This is a genomic window from Ensifer sp. D2-11 (assembly GCF_054161295.1).
The window spans coordinates 864816-885040 of record NZ_CP096435.1; the positions used below are offsets into that span (position 1 = coordinate 864816).

At 61.5% G+C, this 20225-nt stretch carries 19 protein-coding genes and 3 pseudogenes; 12 read left to right on the forward strand and 10 right to left on the reverse strand.

What is annotated here, in order from left to right:
- Nucleotides 1-527: 527 nt before the first annotated feature.
- From M1D34_RS29940 to M1D34_RS29950, 3 genes are all read right to left on the reverse strand, one after another.
- Complete coding sequence (locus M1D34_RS29940; protein WP_498784831.1) at nucleotides 528-806, reverse strand: hypothetical protein; 279 nt, start codon at nucleotides 804-806, stop codon at nucleotides 528-530.
- Between the two features lie 190 nt (nucleotides 807-996).
- A complete protein-coding gene (locus M1D34_RS29945) occupies nucleotides 997-1428 on the reverse strand; it encodes a type II toxin-antitoxin system VapC family toxin (RefSeq protein ID WP_498784833.1) in 432 nt (143 codons plus the stop codon).
- A 2-nt stretch (nucleotides 1429-1430) separates the two neighbouring features.
- Nucleotides 1431-2021, reverse strand: a complete 591-nt coding sequence (locus M1D34_RS29950; RefSeq protein ID WP_498784835.1) for a DUF433 domain-containing protein — start codon at nucleotides 2019-2021, stop codon at nucleotides 1431-1433.
- A 455-nt stretch (nucleotides 2022-2476) separates the two neighbouring features.
- Here M1D34_RS29950 and M1D34_RS29955 point away from each other — a divergent pair, with 455 nt between their 5' ends.
- Genes M1D34_RS29955 through M1D34_RS29970 form a run of 4 tightly spaced genes read left to right on the forward strand, consistent with a single transcriptional unit; the run spans nucleotide 2477 to nucleotide 4629 of the window.
- Complete coding sequence (locus M1D34_RS29955; RefSeq protein ID WP_498784837.1) at nucleotides 2477-2767, forward strand: type II toxin-antitoxin system Phd/YefM family antitoxin; 291 nt, start codon at nucleotides 2477-2479, stop codon at nucleotides 2765-2767.
- Complete coding sequence (locus tag M1D34_RS29960; protein WP_498784839.1) at nucleotides 2764-3141, forward strand: type II toxin-antitoxin system VapC family toxin; 378 nt, start codon at nucleotides 2764-2766, stop codon at nucleotides 3139-3141. The genes M1D34_RS29955 and M1D34_RS29960 overlap by 4 nt, the downstream gene beginning before the upstream one ends.
- A 7-nt stretch (nucleotides 3142-3148) precedes the next feature.
- Nucleotides 3149-3487 (forward strand): hypothetical protein, encoded by a 339-nt coding sequence (locus M1D34_RS29965; RefSeq protein ID WP_498784841.1) that lies wholly within the window; start codon nucleotides 3149-3151, stop codon nucleotides 3485-3487.
- Nucleotides 3484-4629 carry a site-specific integrase gene (locus M1D34_RS29970; protein WP_498784843.1) on the forward strand — a complete coding sequence of 382 codons (1146 nt, stop codon included), beginning with the start codon at nucleotides 3484-3486 and terminating at the stop codon, nucleotides 4627-4629. The genes M1D34_RS29965 and M1D34_RS29970 overlap by 4 nt, the downstream gene beginning before the upstream one ends.
- Nucleotides 4630-4661: 32 nt before the next feature.
- Here the strand turns inward: M1D34_RS29970 and M1D34_RS29975 are convergent.
- The 3 genes and pseudogenes from M1D34_RS29975 to repC form a co-directional block, all read right to left on the reverse strand.
- Nucleotides 4662-5066, reverse strand: a pseudogene (locus M1D34_RS29975) (type II toxin-antitoxin system VapC family toxin).
- Nucleotides 5063-5296 (reverse strand): AbrB/MazE/SpoVT family DNA-binding domain-containing protein, encoded by a 234-nt coding sequence (locus M1D34_RS29980; RefSeq protein WP_498784845.1) that lies wholly within the window; start codon nucleotides 5294-5296, stop codon nucleotides 5063-5065. Before M1D34_RS29980 ends, M1D34_RS29975 begins: the two are co-directional and overlap by 4 nt.
- Nucleotides 5297-5518: 222 nt before the next feature.
- Nucleotides 5519-5800 (reverse strand): annotated as a pseudogene (repC, locus tag M1D34_RS29985) (replication initiation protein RepC); the annotation flags it as partial.
- Nucleotides 5801-5810: 10 nt separating this feature from the next.
- Between repC and M1D34_RS29990 the strand changes: the two are divergent.
- A pseudogene (locus tag M1D34_RS29990) lies at nucleotides 5811-5936 on the forward strand (integrase); the annotation flags it as partial.
- Between the two features lie 154 nt (nucleotides 5937-6090).
- On the opposite strand, the gene M1D34_RS29995 reads toward M1D34_RS29990, so the two are convergent.
- Entirely contained in the window at nucleotides 6091-7047 is a 957-nt protein-coding gene (locus M1D34_RS29995) for a LysR substrate-binding domain-containing protein (RefSeq protein WP_498784847.1), read from the reverse strand.
- Between the two features lie 125 nt (nucleotides 7048-7172).
- Here M1D34_RS29995 and M1D34_RS30000 point away from each other — a divergent pair, with 125 nt between their 5' ends.
- From M1D34_RS30000 to M1D34_RS30010, 3 genes are read left to right on the forward strand one after another with little or no spacing between them, the layout of a single operon-like run.
- Nucleotides 7173-7565, forward strand: coding sequence for a RidA family protein (locus M1D34_RS30000; RefSeq protein WP_498784849.1), 393 nt, complete (start codon nucleotides 7173-7175; stop codon nucleotides 7563-7565).
- Between the two features lie 48 nt (nucleotides 7566-7613).
- Entirely contained in the window at nucleotides 7614-8006 is a 393-nt protein-coding gene (locus M1D34_RS30005; protein ID WP_498784851.1) for a RidA family protein, read from the forward strand.
- Nucleotide 8007: 1 nt separating this feature from the next.
- Complete coding sequence (locus M1D34_RS30010; RefSeq protein ID WP_498784853.1) at nucleotides 8008-9120, forward strand: NADH:flavin oxidoreductase; 1113 nt, start codon at nucleotides 8008-8010, stop codon at nucleotides 9118-9120.
- Nucleotides 9121-9192: 72 nt separating this feature from the next.
- Here the strand turns inward: M1D34_RS30010 and M1D34_RS30015 are convergent, their stop codons facing one another.
- On the reverse strand, nucleotides 9193-10077 hold the full coding sequence (locus M1D34_RS30015; protein ID WP_498784855.1) for a LysR family transcriptional regulator: 885 nt from the start codon (nucleotides 10075-10077) through the stop codon (nucleotides 9193-9195).
- A 309-nt stretch (nucleotides 10078-10386) separates the two neighbouring features.
- Here M1D34_RS30015 and M1D34_RS30020 point away from each other — a divergent pair, with 309 nt between their 5' ends.
- The 3 genes from M1D34_RS30020 to M1D34_RS30030 all read left to right on the forward strand — a co-directional run bounded on the left by M1D34_RS30020 (nucleotide 10387) and on the right by M1D34_RS30030 (nucleotide 15779).
- Complete coding sequence (locus tag M1D34_RS30020; protein ID WP_498784857.1) at nucleotides 10387-12825, forward strand: penicillin-binding protein 1A; 2439 nt, start codon at nucleotides 10387-10389, stop codon at nucleotides 12823-12825.
- Between the two features lie 33 nt (nucleotides 12826-12858).
- On the forward strand, nucleotides 12859-14565 hold the full coding sequence (locus M1D34_RS30025) for a peptidoglycan D,D-transpeptidase FtsI family protein (RefSeq protein WP_498784859.1): 1707 nt from the start codon (nucleotides 12859-12861) through the stop codon (nucleotides 14563-14565).
- Nucleotides 14566-14963: 398 nt separating this feature from the next.
- Nucleotides 14964-15779, forward strand: a complete 816-nt coding sequence (locus M1D34_RS30030; RefSeq protein WP_498784861.1) for an SH3 domain-containing protein — start codon at nucleotides 14964-14966, stop codon at nucleotides 15777-15779.
- Nucleotides 15780-16097: 318 nt separating this feature from the next.
- Here the strand turns inward: M1D34_RS30030 and M1D34_RS30035 are convergent, their stop codons facing one another.
- Both M1D34_RS30035 and M1D34_RS30040 read right to left on the reverse strand, forming a co-directional pair.
- Nucleotides 16098-17342: a GGDEF domain-containing protein gene (locus M1D34_RS30035; protein WP_498784863.1), complete on the reverse strand. Its 1245-nt coding sequence runs from the start codon at nucleotides 17340-17342 to the stop codon at nucleotides 16098-16100.
- A 192-nt stretch (nucleotides 17343-17534) separates the two neighbouring features.
- Nucleotides 17535-18704, reverse strand: a complete 1170-nt coding sequence (locus tag M1D34_RS30040; RefSeq protein WP_498784865.1) for an ROK family protein — start codon at nucleotides 18702-18704, stop codon at nucleotides 17535-17537.
- 235 nt (nucleotides 18705-18939) lie between these two features.
- On the opposite strand from M1D34_RS30040, the gene M1D34_RS30045 reads away from it, so the two are divergent.
- A complete protein-coding gene (locus M1D34_RS30045; RefSeq protein WP_498784867.1) occupies nucleotides 18940-20208 on the forward strand; it encodes an ABC transporter substrate-binding protein in 1269 nt (422 codons plus the stop codon).
- Nucleotides 20209-20225: the final 17 nt, after the last annotated feature.

Here is a 20225-nt window from a genome sequence, read left to right on the forward strand (position 1 = left end):
ATATTCGATGACTGCCTCTAGCGATGGTGCTCTATCGCACGTTCGTAGTCGTCCGGGTCGGAAGGGCTCCACTTCAACACCGTCCTTCCGTCTCAAACCGGGCGGCCTTTCGTTGATAAAGGCCGGATACATTATGCGATCTTCTTGGCCCAAACAGTGAACATCACAGCAACAAGCCGTCCAACACGCTCGTGAAGAACGGCTCTGTTCGTTCAATCACTGTGCACTTTGGCTATGGACACAATTTGGTAGCGCCCCTGCATCTTGCGCGTGGATGGCTGGCGCTACTGAATTCCGGCGCTATCAATCTTGCCGCCGTCGAGCTTGCGATCCACACTAAGACATTGGCTAGGCTACTACGCCCACCGAAGAATGCGCGAACGGCCTTTCGGTGCCATCGAGCACGCCGAGCGGTCAGCTTCCCATGCCCCAACCGAAATCAGCAGCACATCGTATCATCAGCGCCGCGCATAATGCCAAAAGAGCGTAGGGCACCATGGTGATTGGCTCGTTTTTTCCCTAAATAATCAACGTTCTCGTTGCAATGCATTGATCAAGTGTGAGGCGAACGCGTGGAATTTAAGCACCTGGTCGGCATAGATCTCGGCATATGGTCCGTTGGCGACCGACCCTAGATCAGCCGCGTTTATGGCGTACTGAATGGCTTTGACATCAATGGTGTCCGAGGCAGCGAAGAGGATATTCGGGACGTCGCTGGAGTGATAGCTGAACCCGATCGTACCTCCGTCACACGAGGTGATCGGTGTCGCGCCCGCTGCGGCCAAGGCTACGACTGCACCCGCCATACCGGGATCGAATCCGCTCAGCTCGTTCGCGTCGGCGGGAACTGATCGAAAGCTGGACGCCACGCTTCACACGCTGAAATTTGGGCACGCGCCGACGGCGGATTTGCGTGGAATCACAGTTGTCGAGAGCGGCTCGATCAGAGATTCGGCGAAGCGAACTGACCATCCAGCGCGTTCATCATCGCACCTCTCATGCGAGGACAGGCTTGGCAGGCTTTTTGAACGGATCAAGCGCTGTGACGCCCCGTCTCTGAAAATCAGCGACGTTGCGGGTAACAACAATGAGTTCATTGACCTGCGCCGTCGCCGCCAATCCGGTGTCGTCGGCATTCTTGTCAGATTGACCGAGCATTTGCCCCCAACGACGCGCGACAGCCTCATCGACAGGGAGGATGCGACCTTGATAGGCGGCGAAGATGGCGTCAGCAGCCTTGGCGATCACATTTGCCACGGCATCGTCGGATTTCCGCTTTTTCTCAATGCCTTTCGAGATCTCCCGAACCGAGATCACGCTGATCGCGAGTTCGGTGTCGTCGATCGTATCGAGCCAAGCCGACACATTTTCGTGCGGCTCGGGCCGACCAATCTCCTTCAGGACATTCGTATCGAGCAAGTATTTCAAGCTCAGTCGTCCAGCGCACTAAGATCGGCTGCGCGCATGGCCGCTTTTGCTGTTTGCTTTGGATAAGGCCGGCCCGCCTTCGGGTGCGCCTCCGCATAGACGCGAGCCGCGACGACCTGTTGTTCCTTCAAGGAGGGATAGTCACGAAGGACCTCTTCGATCGTCGAGCCAGCGTCAAGAAGAGCGGCTATGCGATGCGCCTCGATGTGCGTCCCTCGGATGACCGGCTCCTTACCGGATAAGTCGATTTGAGCGGTGAGCTTCTCGAGTTCTTTCAGTTTGCGTTCGACGAACAGAAGGTGCTGACCAATGTCGTAGCGCTGTTTACCGAACGTGATTTCCCTCGTAGGACCTCGCTTAACAGAAGTTCGCAATGCCTCATAGAACTCGGACTGGCTCTTGGGTGTAAGCGCCTGTTTGAGTTCGTCATAGGCATGGAGAAACACCAACTCAGCCTGACCGAACTGCCGGATGCTTCGACCGCCTCGCTTTACAAGTTGCGGCTTGATCGGCGCGCGCTCGACAACCTTCTTGAAGGTGTCCAGCGGCGCGTCAACCACAAAAGCCGCCTGTGCCGTTGTCAGATGTTCCATGTGCTCGCCCTCTAATACACCCCGAAAGATAGGGGCGAATTAGAGAAAGTGCAAGGCCCGCCATTGACCTGGCCTCCGCCGGGCGCACCTTCAGACGATTCGACGGGCGCGAAAGGTGGGCTTCTAAGCTCCTCCTCCAGCTCGGCGTGAAGCCCTTTAGTCAAAGCTCGGCATCGGATTTACCGCTAGCGCTTCAATGGAGAAGCAAAAGCCACACCAGTGGCACACCCAGTTGCTGCCCCTCCGCATCTTGGCTTCGTAGATAACCATTTAAATTGACGTCTTAATTTCACAAACGGAAGCTATTTGGCTGTATTATTCCGTCATCCGGACGCCGCTTTTTAAGCAATCTCACTATCGATAGGTTTCAAGTATCGATAGTAACGCGTACATGCGGGTTGTACGCGACGCGGAGCAATGATAAGGTGACTTCTGAACGAGTAGCGGAGATCGCGATGCCCCAGACCACGTATAAGATCAGCGAAGCCCGCAAGAATTTCGCCGAGGTGCTCGAACGCGCCAACCAGGGCCAGGAAATCATCATCATGCGCGGCAATGAAGTCTACGCGCGCATCGGTCCTGCCGACGGCGGCAAGCGCCCCTTCGGCCTCTTACGCCAGCGTGGGCTGCCGGACGACCTGTTCGACGCGGACGACGCCGAACAGGCCGCAATAGATGCCGGCGACTGGAATGACGACGTCGGCATCTGGCGGGGCGAACCCGACGACCGCAAGACCTCCAAATGAAGGTTCTGCTCGACAGCCACGCGGTCTATTGGTGGACAATCGGCAGTGATCGCCTCTCCGTGACGGCACGGTTGCTGATCGAGGACAAGGCCAACATCATCCTGGTCAGCGCCGTCTCCTTCTACGAGTTGGACAACAAGATGCGGCTGAAAAAGCTCGATCTCAAACCGCAGGAGTTACGTGCCGCAGTCTCGGACAGCGGTTTGCAGACCCTTGCCATTACCGATCTGCATGCCGAACTGGCCGCGGCCTTCGAATGGGACCACGGCGATCCGTGGGACCGTATTCTCGCGGCACAGGCGCGGCTGGAACATTGTGCACTTGTTTCCGTCGACGGCGCCTTCGATGCGGTGCTGCATGAACGGGTTTGGTAGCCAGCCAATGCGGATTTTCATTGATGTCGAGGAGGCGGCCGAACGGCTGGAAGAGCTGATCGATTTGGCGTCTCGGCAGGACGAAGTCTATGTGTGCCGCGGCGGCTCGCCTGTCGCGCAGCTGACCTCCTTCTCAGAGACCCCGGATGACCCCCCCGCAGACGAAATCGCCGAGACGGTTCCTGACAAAGGGCCTACCGCCCGTGGCAGCGAGCTGGTCGAGGGTGGAAAAAACTCTTCGGCCGACCAAGTTTGGAGGCTCGCTGCGGAAGGCGAGCTGAGGCGAGAACGTGATTTGACGTCGGCGCACGATGATCTCTCTGACGAGGACGGGCTGCCGCGATGACGATCGTGCCATCGACATCCATTGCCAGCCGAGCCGAAGCGCTCCATGCGCTCAGCGCCATCCTGCGCGTCGACCGGCGTGACCAGCTCGCAGCGCTGCTGACCGACGACGACGTCGCGACACTGAAACATCTCGCCGGCGAGGGCATGGGCGAAAACACACTTAGGGCGCTTGCCTCGGATCTCGGTTATCTCGAGGCCTGGTGTCAGCTCGTGACCGGCACTCCCCTCCCCTGGCCGGCACCGGAAGCGTTGCTCCTGAAATTCGTCGCCCACCACCTTTGGGATCCAGTCAAGCGCGCTGAGGATCCGGCCCACGGCATGCCTATCGAGGTGGAAAGCGCCCTGCGCGCCGGCCATCTGCTCAAAGCCATCGGCCCGCACGCGCCGGCCACGGTGCGGCGACGGCTGACTTCCTGGTCGATCCTCACGCGCTGGCGGGGCCTGGCCGGCTCTTTCGGCGCTCCGTCGCTGAAGAGTGAGTTCAGACTGGCGGTGAAGGCGAGCGGCCGGCAGCGCAAGAGCAACAAGGCGGTCACCAGTGATGTCCTGGCGAAACTTCTTGAGGCCTGTACCGGCGATCGGCTGGTCGACTTGCGCGATTCCGCCCTGCTTTTGACTGCCTTCGCCTCCGGCGGTCGCCGCCGTTCTGAGATCGCGGGTCTTCGCCTTGAAGACCTCGTCGAGGAAGAGCCGGTGCGCGCCGACCCGGCAGATGCCACATCCGCTCCCCTCCCCTGTTTTTCGATCCACCTCGGGCGCACCAAGACGACGAATGCCGACGAACACGTGCTTCTAATCGGCCGGCCTGTGACCGCGCTGAAGCTTTGGCTGGCTGAAGCCGGGGTCAAGGACGGACCAATCTTCCGCCGTATCGACCAATGGGGCAACGTCGATCGCCGTGCACTGACGCCGCAATCCATCAACCTGATCCTGAAGGGCCGCTGCAAACAGGCTGGGCTCGATCCGGCGCTGTTTTCGGCTCATGGCTTAAGATCCGGCTATCTGACCGAGGCGGCCAATCGAGGCATCCCCCTGCCCGAAGCAATGCAACAGTCTCTGCACAAATCAGTGAGCCAGGCGGCGAGCTATTACAACAACGCGGAACGGAAGAACGGCCGAGCGGCTCGGCTGATTGTCTAAGCCGTGCGGAACGCGCACCAATTCAGACACCGCTATGGGTTTGGCGTGACCAGCGACAGCGACGGAAAGTAGGTGCGATACCGTCCGCTATCGCGCGTCAGCAGCGGAAGCTGGCTAACTGCAGCATGCGCGCCAATGAAAAAGTCAGGTAGGACGCCAGTCCTTGATCCTCCTGCCCTGCGATATTGCGTGAAGACTTTTCCTGCAAGGAAGAGTGCGGCTCGAGGAATTGGCGTCATCTCCAATCCAGCCTCCTCAGGAAATACTTCAAAGTTCTCAACACGATCTTATCTGACCGACAGCTCCGCGTAGACCAAATCGTTGATCAGCAAGGGCCCGTTTAGACTCGCCGCTTCGAGTTGAGCAATCGACCAATCTGCCCAATTGTCGTCATTTGTGACAACGTCCAAGAGGACGTTGGTGTCGATGAACGTCACGCTTCGCCACGGGTCAGGGCCAGGATGGAGTCGGTATCGAGTCCTTTGCCGGCATGACCCCGCAACTTCGCAAAGCGGCTCGCTGGCTGCTTTTTGTCTGCACGCGTCAGTACGACCGTGCCGTCGACAGCACGGCGAAAGTCAACCTTGCTTCCAGGAACGATGCCCAATAAATCGCGCACTGGCTTCGGAATGGTCACCTGCCCCTTAGGTGTAACTGTCGTTGTCATCTGCGTGTCCTCGGTAATCCCAGATACATGGAAGGTATTACTTTGTGCCGGCGATTCAAGCAGACCTGGGAACCCATCTTGTCGGTTTTGGACAGCGGTCGATGGGCTATAAACCGGCGGAACGCCACTACATCGTAGCCGTTCCTAGAAGCAGTTACAGCGTCGTCGATTCGTCCCCCCAGAACCACAGCGGAATTGGCCAGCTTGCAGATGAACGCTGAGTCATAGCGCCCTCCGCTCTCCCGCATCATTTGCCCTGAGCAGCGCCATCAGCATCGGACCAAGCGAAAACGCGCCGCGCGCCGCCTTTCGCGTGAGATCACGCAGGTAGGCGTCGGCGTTGTTTATTTGCCCTGCCCTTTCCAGGATGCAGGCAACCGCAACCGCGGCATTAGCCTGTCCCATGACCGCTCAGGCGTCCTGATAGGCCGACGGGCTAATCCCGAGCGTCGATTGAACGACGGCCGCCGCCAACATCAGGTCGCGCCAGCTCCCAAGCGCGCCGCTCAAAGCCGCAGATCCGCACGCGCCGGCGACGGTGTGGTGGCGGCCGACCTCCTGGTCTATCCTCACACACTGGCGGGGCCTGACCAGCTCCTTTGCCGCGCCGTCAGTGAAACCCGTGCTGCGGCCTGCCGTTTGAGCCAGCGCCAGACCGCGGCAGCGCAAGAGCCGCAAAGCGATCACCGGCGAGCAGGCGCCGTCGGCTGGGCGTCCATGTCACGACGCCTGAGATCCCCTTGGAGCACTTCCAGGAAAGGGCGAAACGGTTTCCCGTGCGGAAGTGCGTAGTTTCAAACGCTCGAAGCGCGAGGCTGCGCATTTGGCCGCGGGCCAAGTTGATGGGCCGTGCCGCCGAATTGCGCCATCACCCAGTCGCGCAGCACACGCGTCGCCGGCCGGTCGGCCATGCGCGGGCTGTAGACGAGATCGCAGCGGTCGCCTTCGAGCGACAACTCGAAGGGTTGGACGAGGATGCCGGAGGCGAGCTCTTCCGCCACCAGCGTAAGGCTCAGCAGCCCGATCCCTTGCCCCGCCACCACGGCCTGGACCGCATGGATCTCGTCGGTGAAGGAAATACCCGCACTCGCGTCGATGTGCTCGACGCCGGCCCGTGCCAGCCACTGCCGCCACACAGGCGCGCGCGGATCGTCGCGCCGTGCCGGACCCCAGTCGAAATGGATGAGCGTCGCATGCCTGAGATCGGCAGCGCTCGTCCGAGACAGGCGCGGCGCGCAGACCGGCGCGAAGCGATCGGCAAACAGCGGCTCCGTAACAAGACCAGGATAGTTCCCGCCGCCGAAACGGATGGCCGCGTCCGCATCCGCCTCCAGATCGACGGCCCGGTTGGAGGCGTCGAGTCGCAACGTCCAATCGGGATACGTCTCGCGAAACGAACCTGCGAGCGGCGCCAGGCGCTTCGCGACGAAGGCGACGGTGGAAGTGAGCCGCGCGACCTGCCCCGCCTGCTGACGGCGCACGTCTGCGAGCGCCTGTTCGAAGCGGTCCAGGCCGTCGCGCAGCACCGGAAACAGCGTCTTTCCCGCGGCGGTCAGATGCACCTGTCGCGTTGCGCGCTCGAAGAGCTTGACGTTCAGCATCTCCTCCAACTGGCGGATCTGGTGGCTGACGGCGGTTGCTGAAACGTTGAGTTCCTCGGCTGCGTCTTTGAAGCTCAGCCGGCGGGCAGCGGCCTCGAACACTCTCAATGCCCCAAGCGGCGGCAACTTTCTCATCGCTTCCCCATACATGAATTTAACTCATCTATCGGCTGAGAAATGCTCCTTTGTCAATGCACGAAGGGACAAACATATTGCTCTCGACAAGCAAGGCGACACGCCGAGCTGAGAAAAACTCAAGCATGAAAGGGCACCCCATGTTTCTCGAACAGGTCGTCACCAGGCCGGATCCTTATGCGCCGTTCCTCCTCTCCCAGGCAATCAAAGCCAATGGCTTCGTCTTCGTTTCGGGCCAGGCAGCGATCGGTGACAATGGCGAGATCGTCGGCGAGGGCGACTTCGACCGCCAGGCCGAGCAGGCGTTCGGCAATCTCGATCGCGCCCTGAAGGCCGCCGGTTCCGGGCTCGACAATGTCGTCAAGGTCACGATCTTCCTGCGCTCCATGGATAATTTCGCAAAGATTGTAGAGCTGCGCCGCAGGTGGTTCTCCGCGCCCTATCCCGCCGACAGCATCATCGAGGTTTCCTCCCTCTATTCGCCAAAAGCAATGATCGAGATAGAGGCGATCGCGCTCGACGGGGGTCGCTGACGTGGATGCGCCTAAACTACTCCGTCTCCAGTCTTGAAAGGACATCCCATGCCTCTCGAACAGGTCGTCACCGAGCCCGACCCCTATGCCCCGTTCCTGCTGTCGCAGGCGATCAAGGCCAACGGCTTCGTCTTCGTTTCGGGCCAAGCGGCTATCGGCGACAATGGCGAGATCGTCGGCGAGGGCAACTTCGACCGCCAGGCCGAACAGGCCTTCCGCAATCTCGACCGCGCGCTTAAAGCCGCCGGCTCCGGGCTCGACAAGGTCGTCAAGACCACGATCTTCCTGCGCTCCATGGCGAACTCAGGGAAGCTCGTCGAGCTCCGTCGCCAGTGGTTTTCCGCACCCTATCCAGCCGAAAGCATGATCGAGGTCTCCTCTCTCTATTCATCTGAGGCGCTTGTAGAGATCGAAGCGATCGCGCTCGACGGGAGCCGCTGACATGAACGCGCCGGCGATCATCCCCTCACCGGTCTTCACCGGTACCGGCCTCAAAGGTCTCGATTTCGCCAACCGCCTGTCGGTCGCGCCGATGACACGCATCAGCGCCTCGTCCGCCGGTGTGCCGGGCGAACGCATGGTGCGCTACTATCAGCGCTTCGCACGCGGCGGCTTCAGTCTGGTGACGACTGAAGGCATCTACACGGACAAGGCCTATGCGCAGACCTATTCGGGCCAACCCGGCCTGACCGACCGGGAACAGGCGGATGCCTGGCGCCGCGTCGTCGACGCGGTCCATGCGGCCGGCGGCAGCATCTTCGCGCAACTCATGCATGGCGGCGCGCTGTCTCAGGGCAATCCTCACCGTTCCGGTACAGTCGGTCCCTCGGCCGTTCGCCCGAAGGGCAGCCAGATGACCGGCTACCGCGGCGACGGCCCCTATGCCATGCCGCGCGAGATCAGCGAAGCAGAGATCGCCGCCGCGGTAGAGGGCTTCGCCGGTGCCGCGCGCCTGGCGATCGAGGTCGCCGGTTTCGACGGCATCGAGATCCACGGCGCCAACGGCTATCTCCTGGATCAGTTCTTCACCGACTACACCAACCATCGCCAGGACCGTTGGGGCGGCGACATCGTCGCTCGCTTCGGTCTGTCGCTGGAAGTGCTGAAGGCCGTGCGCGCGGCTATCGGCCCATTCGTGCCGCTCGGCCTGCGTCTCTCTCAGGGAAAGGTCAACGACTTCCGGCACAAATGGGCGGAGCGGGAACAGGGCGCGGCGAGAGTGTTCGAGGCACTGGCCGAGAGCCCGGCCGATTTCGCTCATGTGACGGAATTCGAAGCGTGGCAACCGGCCTTCGAAGGCGGCGACATCTCTCTCGTGTCGCTTGCTCGCCGGCATGCGCCGCGTCTCTTCCTCATCGCCAATGGCAGCCTGCATGATCTTGCGCGCGCTGAGCAGGTCATGGAAGCCGGAGCGGACATGATCGCGCTCGGCCGCGGCGCACTCGTCAATCCCGATTGGCCGCACCTCACGGCCGCCCGCAGCGAGTTGCGCCCATTCGAACTTTCGATGCTCGCACCGCTCAGCGATATCAAGGACAGCGAACTCGCCCTTTGACATGAGGGCGCGGCGACCAGTCTGAGGGCCGGCATCGCCGGGGCAAGCATGCCCCGGCCGATTCGCTGCCGCCTATGGCACGCCGGAAGGGTCGGGCAACTGTTGCTTCAGCCACGACTTGAACGCGGTCATGCCCCGGGTGAACTGGCGTGACTTCAGCCATGTCAGCCAGTAGTCACCCGCTGCCACGGTGATGGCGAAAGGCTGCACCAGCCGCCCGCTCTCGATATAATGCTCGAACATGGTGGTCGGCAGGAGGGCTGCACCTGAGCCTCTGGCGGCCGCCTCTGCCAGCGCCAGCGAGGTATCGAAGACCATGCCGCGCAGGATTGGAGGCTGGGCGCCCGCTGCCCGGAACCATTGCGCCCACTCATCGGATCGGTACGAACGTAACAGCTCGATTCTAGCCAGGTCGACCGGTTCCTTCAGCCGAGCAGCAATCTGAGGCGAGCAGACCGGCGATAGCGGTGCGGCCGACAGGTGCATTGCGTCCGTGCCATGCCACGACCCGTCCCCGAACCGGATCGCGAAGTCGAGGCCGTCGCCGGCCAGATCGACACGGTTGTTGTTGCTAAGGATGCGTAGATCGAGGTTCGGATGTGCATCATGAAAATCCGGCAGCCGCTCCATAAGCCAGCCAATTGCAAAGGTGCCGACGACGCCAACGGTCACGACTTCCTGGAAGTTTCCTTCCTCGAAACGGCTTAGGGTCGCACACATGCGCTTGAAGACGTCGCTCATTACCGGCGCAAGCGCCGAGCCCTCATCGGTAAGGGCGAGGCCCCTCGGCAGCCGCCGGAACAACTTGACGCCAAGCAGATCCTCGAGCGACTTCACTTGATGGCTGATCGCAGTCTGCGAAACCCGTAGCTCCAGTCCGGCACGGGTAAAGCTGCAGTGGCGCGCCGATGCCTCGAAGGCACGCAATGCATTGAGGGGCAGTTTTGGGAGTTCCATGGAATCAGCTTCGTTAAGGCCAAGTTTGATTCATGCCTACCCGCAAGATTGCTCGTTTGTCGAGTGCTATCGCTTCTGCCATTCTCCCTGCAATTCAAGGCAACACAAGATCACGATGATCTTAGGCCGGGTCGACCTAAAGTCATGAACGTGATCTATTCCAATACGTTAGAGCGGTATTCGGGCGGGAAACCGCATACACTTTTCCTCATTCTGCTCCAGTCATTCGATCACGACTTCGCGGCATCCGCGACGGCGGCACCTATTCCTGTGTCAAGTTTTTGTCAGGTCTGAACCATTGGTATCGGCATGAAGCTCATCGGTTATATCTTCGGCATCGCCTCGGCTGCGTTGCTGGCTATCTTCGGCACCGGCGCCATTTATCTGTCGGAAATCGCGAAGGCTCTGCCGGATCACCGCAAGCTCGCTGAATGGGAGCCGGCGCTCATGACGCGGTTTTACGCGTATGATGGAAGGCCGATAGCCGAATACGCCAAGGAAAGGCGTCTGTATCTGCCCATCGGCGCGATCCCACAGCGCGTGAAGGCAGCCTTTCTTTCGGCGGAAGACAAGAGCTTCTATTCCCATTCCGGAATCGATCTCCTGAGCATCGTCAAGGCTGCCTGGTCTAATGTCATGAATCTGGGCTCCGCCCAACGGATGATCGGAGCCTCGACAATCACCCAGCAACTTGCCAAGAACTTTCTGCTTTCTTCGGATCGCACCCTTGAACGCAAGATCAAGGAGGCGGTGCTTTCCATCCGCATCGAGCAATCGCTCAGCAAAGACAGAATTCTCGAACTCTATCTGAACGACATCTACCTGGGGCTCGGGGCCTACGGTATTGCCGCCGGTGCGCTGACCTATTTCGACAAGTCCGTCAGCGAATTGACCGTTGCCGAGGCAGCGTATCTCGCTGCCCTGCCGAAGGGACCCAACAACTACAACCCGCACCGGCATCCCGAACGCGCGCTCAACCGGCGCAACTGGGTGATCGGCCAGATGCAGCGCAACGGCTTCGTCAGCGCCGCGCAGGCAAGCAGCATGATGGCGAGACCTCTCGGGGTTAAGCCTCGGGCCGAAACCCCCTTGATGGCGGAGGCAAACTACTTTGCCGAGGAAGTGCGCCGGGAAGTCGCCGGGCAATATGGCGAGGCGGCTCTCTATAATGCTGGGCTTTCCGTGCGCACGACGCTTGACCCGACCCTTCAGGCGGCTGCGCTGAAGGCGCTGAGGGCCGGCCTCGTCGACTACGACCAGGCGCGGGGGTTTCGGGGGCCGGTCGCACATATCGATGTCTCCGAAGACTGGACGGCCGCCTTTGCTGAGCAAGAGACATTGACGGATGTGAAGGAGTGGCAGCTCGCCGTAGTGCTCTCCTGTTCCGATGCGGGTGTGCGCATCGGCCTGCGCAGTGCAAAGCCTGGTCCCGAGCACTCGCCGTCAAGCCCCGAAACCGGCTTTATCGGCAGCAATACCATGCGGTGGGCGCTGAAGCTTTCTGCCGGAGGCAGGATCAGGCAGGTCGATTCCATCGGCAAGCTCCTCTCGCCGGGAGACGTCATTTATGTCGAGAAGGCGGAAGACGGATACCTCCTGCGACAAATACCGGAAGTGCAGGGCGCAATCGTGTCGTTGGATCCGAATACGGGGCGCGTGCTGGCGAGCGTTGGCGGTTTCTCCTTTGCACAGTCACGCTACAATCGAGCGACTCAGGCTTCGCGCCAGCCCGGTTCAGCCTTCAAGCCGTTCGTTTACGCCGCCGCCCTGGATACCGGCTACACGCCGGCGACGCTGGTCATGGACGCACCCTTTTCGATGCCGGACGGGGCGGGCCGTCTATGGAACCCGAAGAACTACGACGGCAAATTCGGCGGTCCTTCCACTCTGCGCACCGGGCTTGAGAAAAGCCGCAACTTGATGACGGTGCGCCTCGCCCGACATCTCGGCATGGACGTCGTTGCCGAATACGGCCGCGCCTTCGGCCTCTACGATAAGCTCGCTCCGTACCTGCCTATGTCGCTCGGAGCCGGCGAAACGACGCTGACGCGGCTCGTTTCGGCCTATGCGGTCCTCGCCAATGGCGGACACGCCGTGCAGCCCTCGATGATCGACCGCATCCAGGATCGTCACGGTCGTACGATGTTCCGTCACGACGATCGTGCCTGCGATCGATGCAACGCCGCAAGCTGGCTGCATCAGGAAGAGCCGGTGCTTCGCGACACCCGCAAGCAGGTGCTCGACCCGATGACGGCCTATCAGGTGACATCCATGCTGCGCGGCGTGGTCGAGCGTGGAACGGCGCACCGAGTGGCGGAGCTCGGCGCCCCCGTCGCCGGAAAGACCGGGACCACGAACGACGAGAAGGATGTCTGGTTCGTCGGCTACACCCCGACGCTCGTGACTGGCATCTTCATGGGATACGACGCACCGAAGCCGATGGGCTATGGCGAAACGGGCGGCGGACTTGCGGCCCCGATCTTCATCGACTTCATGAAAGTGGCAATGCGCGGCAAACCTGCCGTGGATTTTCCCGTTCCGCAGGGCTTGACCTCCGCAAGCGTGAACCGCCGCACGGGCAAGCGAACCGCTTCAGGAGAACCCGGTTCCGCTGTCGAGGTATTCAAACCGGGAACCGGGCCGTGCTTGACGGAATGTCCCGTCATAGACGGGTTCGAAGCGGAGGCCGAAGAACTCCCTGCCGCGCTGCGCGAGCAGCTTCTGACCGCCCCCCAAGGCCTCTATTGAGCCAATCGCCTCTTATCTCGTCGAGGGATCAAAATGAGGAAGCACGCCTTCGCCCTGCGGAGCAGGGCACGCAGCAGGCGGTTACGCATCGTCTGCATCATGGCAGCGTTTGCCGCCATTTTCGCCGGCGCGTTCATACGACTTGTCCAACTCGGCATGAAGGAAGAGGCAGGCCGCGAAACCCGCCTCACCTACGACAGTGCTCCAGGTGGACGACCCGCAATCCTCGACAGGAATGGACAGTTGCTCGCGACCGACATTCCGATCGCGTCACTCTACATTGAGCCGCGGTCGATTCCCGATCTGGACGAGGCGGTCGAGAAGCTCACGGCGATCTTCCCGGAACTCGACGCGCGCGAACTACACTCGCGCCTCCGCAGCAAAGATGCGTTCACATGGATCAAGCGGCAGATACCTCCGGACAAGCAGCAGGCGGTCATCGATTCGGGACTGGCGGCGGTCGGCTTTCGGCCGGCAAATCAACGCCTATATCCGAACGGCTCATTGGCTGCCCATGTCCTTGGCGCCGTGGACATCGACAATTTCGGCATTGCCGGCATAGAAAAATGGATCGACGCAAACTGGCTCGCAGACCTGCGCGGCGCCGGCATCGAACTAAAGGGACGTGAGCTCCAGCCGGTCGAGCTTTCAATCGACCTGCGCGTTCAGTACGCCATGGAGCAAGAACTCGGTAAAGCCGTCACGAAATTCGGAGCTGCTGCGGGTGCCGGGCTCGTCCTCGACGTCACGAATGGCGAGATACTGGCGCTCGCCTCCTATCCGGCCTTTGACCCGAACAATCCCGTGGATGCCTTCAAGCCCGACCGGATAAACCGCGTCACCGCCGGCGTTTTCGAGATGGGATCGACCTTCAAGGCTCTGACCACGGCAATGGCGCTGGAGTCGGGCCGGTTCGATCTCGAATCCGTCGTGGATGCGAGCAGACCCTTAAGCTTTGGGCGTCAACGCATTCATGACTATCGCGGGAAATACAGGCCGCTCACCATTCCGGAAGCCTTCATTCACTCCTCAAACATCGTCATGGCGAAAATGGCGATGGCGCTCGGCCCCGAAGCGTTGCGGACTTTTCTCGAACGTTTCGGCGTTCTGTCTCAGCTTGCGACCGAGCTGCCGGAGAGCGCCGCGCCGCTGCGGCCATCCGCTTGGAGCGAAGTGACCACGGCAACGGTCTCATTCGGTCACGGGATCGCCGTCACGCCACTGCAAGCCAGCATGGCCGTCGCCGCTCTGGCGAACGGCGGAAGGCTGATCAGGCCCACTTTCATAAAGGACAGCCCCGTGTCCGAACGGACCATGGCGGAGAATCTCGTGTCTGCGAACACCAGCGAGGCAATACGCCACCTCCTGCGCCTCAACACCGCCGTCGGCTCAGCCACGAAGGCGGATGTCCCCGGCTACGTGATCGGCGGCAAGACCGGCACGGCGGAAAAGGTGGTCCAGGGCCGCTATTCCAAGGTGCTCAACGTCACATCCTTCATGGGCATCGTACCGGCGGACAATCCCAGGTACCTGCTGCTCACCCTGCTCGACGAGCCTCGCGGCCTGGCGGAAACCTATGGCAACCGCACCTCCGGGTGGAATGCCGTGCCGCTCGGCGGCGCCCTCCTGCATCGCATCCTCCCAATGCTCCTCACGCCCGTTTTCCCATCGCCGTCAGGTGCCGAAGTCGTTCCCGTCGCGACGGGAGAACCGTCTGTAGATGATTCGTCTAGCGATTGACGCGTAAATGCTCGCGGAACGGTCGTCGCTTGGACGATGCTCATTCAATTGCGGCTGGGGTTTCGTGCCCGCTCTCACTGATTGGCGTGAGGCGCATTTTACCGACGGCCCGTGGATGCTCCTGGCAGGGCTCGGCGCTCAGAGCCCATTCCTGCCAGGCACAGGCGCTGAAGAGACTGGAAGCGTCGTTGTACCCATCGACTTCCTGCGGGGCCCAAGGACCCAGTGTTCAAGCTGCGTTCATGCAAAAGGCGCTATAAACCATTAAGAGACAAGAGGATGGTGGCCACCTGACACCAGCTGGCAGCCGCTCCGACCATGCCCGGGAACCGGAAAAGCCCGAAGCAAAGCAAATTCCGGATGTGGTGGCCCGACGCATGCCGCCAGGGAGTGAAAACATGAAATCTACGCTTTTGAAAATTGTCGCGACCGGCATGCTCTTGCTTGCTCCGGCGATCGCTCAGGCGGCAGAAGGTTTCGCGACGGCGAACGTCAATATGCGCGCGGGCCCAAGCACAGCATATCCGGCGGTCACCGTGATTCCCGCCGGCGAATCCATCGAGATCTACGGCTGTCTTGCCGACGTGCCATGGTGCGACGTGGAGTTCTACGACGGCCGCGGCTGGGTGCATGGACGGTATATCCAAGCACTTTATCAACAGCGCCGCATTTCTGTCGGGCCTCGATACTATCGCCCGCTCGGTATCCCCGTCGTTGTCTTCAGCTTCGGCAGTTATTGGGATCGTCACTACCGCGGCCGTGACTTTTATCGCGACCGCGACCGCTGGCGCCGCGGACCGGACTTCGATCGCGGCTCGGATCGCCGTGCGGAACCTTACCGGCCGCCTGGCCGCAGACCTGGTTTCGAGCCAGGGCCGGCTCCGCGCCCGGAGTTCGACCGGAGATTGGAGCGGAGGCCCGATTTTAGCCGCACCCCTGAAAGACGCCGGGACTTCGACGATCGTCCGGACCGCCTACCCGATCTCGATCGCGCGCCCAACCGCAGGCCTAATGTCGACAGGCAGCCGGACTCTGACCGTGAACTGCGTAGCCGCGAAGATCGCAACCGCCGGAACTTCGAACGCCGGGGCGATGATGGCGATCGCGGCATCCGACGCGGCGACGACAATCGTAACCGCGGCGGTGGCGACAGTGACCGTCGCAGGCCGCAGCGACGTGTCTGCGAACCCGGCGAACCGGATTGCCCCAACTAATGTGGCCCGGGGCGGCAGAAATGCCGCCACCGCGCTTCGGCCGCAAGGGTCGGCTACACCTATCGATCCGAGAGCTTGAGTTCCGAAGTGACCTCCAGCGCACGGTCCTGCGCGCTCAGACGCCTCCAGGCGGGGGGTGTGCGATCAAGGCGCGGTCGCACTCAGTTCGGTTCCCTCGCGCTCATAGGCGGTGAAAATCGCCGTCAGCGGCGACGACAAAGGCCGAGCTCCCTGTGAGCTGCACGCTGCTCGCCTTGTCCCGGCACCTGCATACCGGCGTCAAAGCGGACCTTTCCCGATCCCGCTCTCGTCGCGCCGCTATACGGTCGGCAGATCAGGCTGGTAGAGCACCACGCGATTGCGGCCCGCTTGTTTGGCCAGGTAGAGTGCCGCGTCGGCCTGGTTCTGGAGCTTCTCCGGCGCAATGATCTCTTCACCCGGTGCCTGCGCCGCTACGCCGATGCTGAGGGTGACGTAGGGCGATACGCGGGATGCGGGGTTCGGGAGGGAGGCGGCTTCGACGCTTGCCCGTATTCGCTCAGCCGTCGCCACTGCAGCTTCTTCATTGGCGCCCGGAAGCACGACGAGAAACTCCTCACCGCCGTAGCGGGCTACATGGTCGCGGTTTCGCCTGACGCTGCTCTGAATGATCCCGGCAACTTTCACCAGGCAGCGATCGCCCTCGGCGTGACCAAGACGATCGTTCAGGCTCTTGAAGTCGTCGATGTCGCACATCAGCATGGCGGTACCCGGCCGCCGTTCCGCGCCTGTGCTCCAGAGACGATTGAGGGTCTCCATCATCCAGCGCCTGTTGGCGATCCCGGTCAGGGGATCGGTTTTGGCGAGGCGCTCGAGGCGGGCATTGGCGTCGGCAAGCTCCGCCACCCGCCGCATGTCGCGAAGTTCGAGAAGGAAGGTCTTCTGGGCCAGGATTGTGATCGTACGTCTGGCAACGACGGTCGCGATAATCCCGCTGGCGAAAAATAGCGTCCCAGCCACCGCGTTACCCCTCTCCAAAGCCGGATTCTGCAACTGAAAGATCAGGTAGAGGCCGAGCGCGAAAGAGGCGAGCGTCACCGTCCAGGCCAGAGGAATTGCGAAGATGATGATGGCGGTGATGGCGACGAACAGCATGATGTTCAAGTGCCGCTCATAGAATTCGCCACCCGCGCTCACGCCCACCAGCGCAACCGACAGGAGGATGAGGAACAAGCCTGCAAGCAAGGACATCCTTTGCAGCCAGACGCCGCGCGGCTTTCGCCAGACGAAGGCGGTGGCCAGAGCTGCGGGCGGGAGAAGGCAGGCCGGCGGAAGCATCGCCAGCGCGACCGCCTTCGGCAGCAGGATCGCGTTGAGACCCAGCGTCAGTACATCCAGCAGGGTCACCCATATCATCCACGCGCGAATGATTTTGGCCGTCCGCGACCACGAACGCTCCTGGAACAGGCGATCGAGCTCACCCCTGAGACGGATGTCACGCGTGCGGCCCGCGAGAAGGCGCTCGACTTCGGCCATGACAGCCGGGCTGCGTGGCTGATACCGCACCTTAGGGGAGGTGCTCATGCGACTGGCAGCAACTGCACTTTCCTGAAGTTCCATCCTTGCCCATCTAGGGGAGCACCTCCTGCTGGCAAGATCACCGGCGCATGAACTCGCGAGTTGCATTCATACGGCAAACCGTGGCGGCGGTTGCCGTGAGCATTGGACGACGCGGCGGCTGCTGTGCAAGGCCGCGACTTTCCGGGTCAGGCGCGCTCAGGCATTGCCCGCCGTTGTCTCGAAATCGAATAGCTTTTGAGTGACGAGCGCCGCTGCACCCCGGGCCCAGGAATCGTCCTCCCAATCGAGTAGAACAGGCGGTGCTTGACGGAATGCAAAACGTTCAAGGGTCGCTCGCAACGGTCCGAAGAGCGCGTCGCCGTAGGCGACTGCTTCGCCGCCGACCACGATTACCTCCGGATCGATGACGTTCATCAGACCAGCGAGGTGCCGGCCCAAAGTTTCACCCGCTTCGCGCATGACCGAATGAGCGGCCTTGTCGCCGGCGGCGATGGCGGCGACCATTTCGGCCCGTCCGTCCGTCTCCGGTCGGCCGCTGCGTTCGTGCCAGGTTTGAAGCATGGCCGGCTCTGAGAAGTAGGACATAAGGCAGCCGCGCTTGCCGCATTCGCAGGGTCTGCCGCCCTCCATATGCGGGAAATGGCCGAACTTGCCGGCCGCGCCGTGCGCACCGCGATAAAGTTTACCATCCAGCACCAAAGAACAGGCTACCCCTACCCCGATCGCAAGCACACCCATGGTCTTGTAATGCCGCCCGAGGCCGAAAAGCTGCTGGGCGATTGCATAGGCGTTGGTGTCGTCTTCCAGCCAGACGGGTACCCCGATCCGGCGCGCCACGAGATCACCCAATGGTACATTGTCCCAACCGTACCGGTTGCTCCGAATACAGACCGCCCGCTGATTGTCGATGACCCCGGGCATGGCGATGCCAATCCCGGCGAGCCGGGTGGCCGGCCGGTTGGCGAGCGCAATCAGCTTCGGCGCCGCTTCGGCGAGGGCATCGGCAATCGTATCGGGATCATGCGCCGGCAGCGGCAGCCGCAATGAAGCGAGCGGTGTCGTCTCAAGATCAGTGACCACGCATTCGACGCTGCCTGCCATCAGCTTGAAGCCCAGCGCTACACCGCCGGCATAGTCGATGGCGACCGGAATCGGACGCCGCCCCTGTGCGCCGGCTACGGATTGGCCTTCGATGAGCAACCCTTCCTCGATGAGGTCGCTCACCACGAACGTTACGGCCGCGGGACTAAGGCCCGTGGCGGCGGCTATTTCGGCACGGCTCTTGGCGCCCTCGCGCCGGATCAGGTTTAGGATAAGCCGGCGGTTCATCGCACGCGTCGTGCTCTGGTCACCCTTGATCTTCACTTCGACCCTTATTTTATTTTGTAAATTAATATTGCCTCGTCTCCGCGACTATGCATAACTGGGCGCGCCGATCAACCGGGCATGATCCGCGACCGGCCGAAATGCAGAAATCCCTACCGCGAACGCAGGCGACGTATGGCGTTGTCGGCGCGGGGATCGTTTTTTGCCGGCAGCCAGCCCCCGGAGGAGCCGGGGCGAAGCGCCTTGATCAAGCCATTCCAGGGAGGATTATCGAGTGACTTTCAATTGGATTGAGCGCAGCCTGTCCCGACGTACGTTCCTCAAGGGCACCGCCGGAGTTTCCACCGCCTTGAGCGGGTTTCCAATTCCCGCTCTGGCGCAATCGAGCGAGGTGTCGATCATCTCCGCCGAGAGCAATGCCAATACGGCAGACGTTCTGCGGCGCATTGCAGCCGATTTCGAAAAGGCGGCCGGCACCAAGGTCGTCGTCAACAATATGGACCACGAGGCCCACAAGACGGCGATCCGCAACTACCTCGTCGCCGGTGCGCCGGACGTCTGCTTCTGGTTTTCGGGCAACCGCATGCGCGCCTTCGTGACACGCGGCCTGTTCGACGACATCTCCGACCTCTTCGAAAAGGAGAAATATGCCGATGTGCTGGGCGCTACCGCCGGCTCGGTGACGGTCGATGGCAGGCAATACGGTCTGCCGACTGGCGGCACCCTCTGGGGCATGTTCTACCGTAAGGACGTCTTCGACGAGCACGGGCTGAAGGTTCCCGCTTCCTGGGACGATTTCCTTGCTTTCGGCGAGAAGTGCAAGAGTGCGAGCCTGACGCCGGTCGCCATGGGCACGAAGGACCTCTGGCCAGCGGCCGGATGGTTCGACCAGATGAACCTCCGTATCAATGGTCTCGACAAGCATTTCGCACTGATGAATGGGGAGATGGCCTATACGGATGAGACGCTGAAGCCGGTCTTCGAACATTGGGAAGAATTGATCAAGCAGGGCTTCTTCACGCCCGACCATACCTCCTTCGGCTGGCAGGAGGCAGGCGCTTTTCTCGCTCAGAAGCGGGCCGGAATGATGAACCTCGGCGCGTTTGTCCGGGCGGCTTTCCCTCAACAGGACTTGCCGCAACTCACCTTCGCTCCCTTCCCGGTGATCGAGGATGGCCTCGGCCGGTATGAGGAATTCTCGCTCAATTCCGTGCACATTCCGACAAATGCCAAGAACAAATCGGGCGCGCGCGAATTCCTGACACATTTCTACAAGCCGGAGAATCTGGCCGCCTATCTGGAGCCGGGCGGCAACGTTCCGCCGCGCAACGACCTGCCGCCAAGCAAGGACCCGCTCGTCAACGCCGCCGTCGAGAGCCTCAAGGCAGTTGCCGGCACCTCGCAATTCTACGATCGGGACACCGATCCTGACATGGCTCAGGCTGGCCTTGTCGGCTTCCAGGAGTTCATGGCACGACCGGAGCGCCGGGACGCGATCCTGCAGCGGCTCGAAGGAACTCGCCGGCGGATCTTCAAGCACTGAGACCTTCCTCAATAGCA

Coding starts and splice junctions, on each gene's coding strand:
- M1D34_RS29940 (WP_498784831.1), bottom strand. CDS start 806: ATGGCGGGTGCAGTCGTAGCCTTGGCCGCAGCGGGCGCGACACCGATC.
- M1D34_RS29950 (WP_498784835.1), bottom strand. CDS start 2,021: ATGGAACATCTGACAACGGCACAGGCGGCTTTTGTGGTTGACGCGCCG.
- M1D34_RS29955 (WP_498784837.1), top strand. CDS start 2,477: ATGCCCCAGACCACGTATAAGATCAGCGAAGCCCGCAAGAATTTCGCC.
- M1D34_RS29960 (WP_498784839.1), top strand. CDS start 2,764: ATGAAGGTTCTGCTCGACAGCCACGCGGTCTATTGGTGGACAATCGGC.
- M1D34_RS29965 (WP_498784841.1), top strand. CDS start 3,149: ATGCGGATTTTCATTGATGTCGAGGAGGCGGCCGAACGGCTGGAAGAG.
- M1D34_RS29970 (WP_498784843.1), top strand. CDS start 3,484: ATGACGATCGTGCCATCGACATCCATTGCCAGCCGAGCCGAAGCGCTC.
- M1D34_RS29980 (WP_498784845.1), bottom strand. CDS start 5,296: ATGACAACGACAGTTACACCTAAGGGGCAGGTGACCATTCCGAAGCCA.
- M1D34_RS29995 (WP_498784847.1), bottom strand. CDS start 7,047: ATGTATGGGGAAGCGATGAGAAAGTTGCCGCCGCTTGGGGCATTGAGA.
- M1D34_RS30000 (WP_498784849.1), top strand. CDS start 7,173: ATGTTTCTCGAACAGGTCGTCACCAGGCCGGATCCTTATGCGCCGTTC.
- M1D34_RS30005 (WP_498784851.1), top strand. CDS start 7,614: ATGCCTCTCGAACAGGTCGTCACCGAGCCCGACCCCTATGCCCCGTTC.
- M1D34_RS30010 (WP_498784853.1), top strand. CDS start 8,008: ATGAACGCGCCGGCGATCATCCCCTCACCGGTCTTCACCGGTACCGGC.
- M1D34_RS30015 (WP_498784855.1), bottom strand. CDS start 10,077: ATGGAACTCCCAAAACTGCCCCTCAATGCATTGCGTGCCTTCGAGGCA.
- M1D34_RS30020 (WP_498784857.1), top strand. CDS start 10,387: ATGAAGCTCATCGGTTATATCTTCGGCATCGCCTCGGCTGCGTTGCTG.
- M1D34_RS30025 (WP_498784859.1), top strand. CDS start 12,859: ATGAGGAAGCACGCCTTCGCCCTGCGGAGCAGGGCACGCAGCAGGCGG.
- M1D34_RS30030 (WP_498784861.1), top strand. CDS start 14,964: ATGAAATCTACGCTTTTGAAAATTGTCGCGACCGGCATGCTCTTGCTT.
- M1D34_RS30035 (WP_498784863.1), bottom strand. CDS start 17,342: ATGAGCACCTCCCCTAAGGTGCGGTATCAGCCACGCAGCCCGGCTGTC.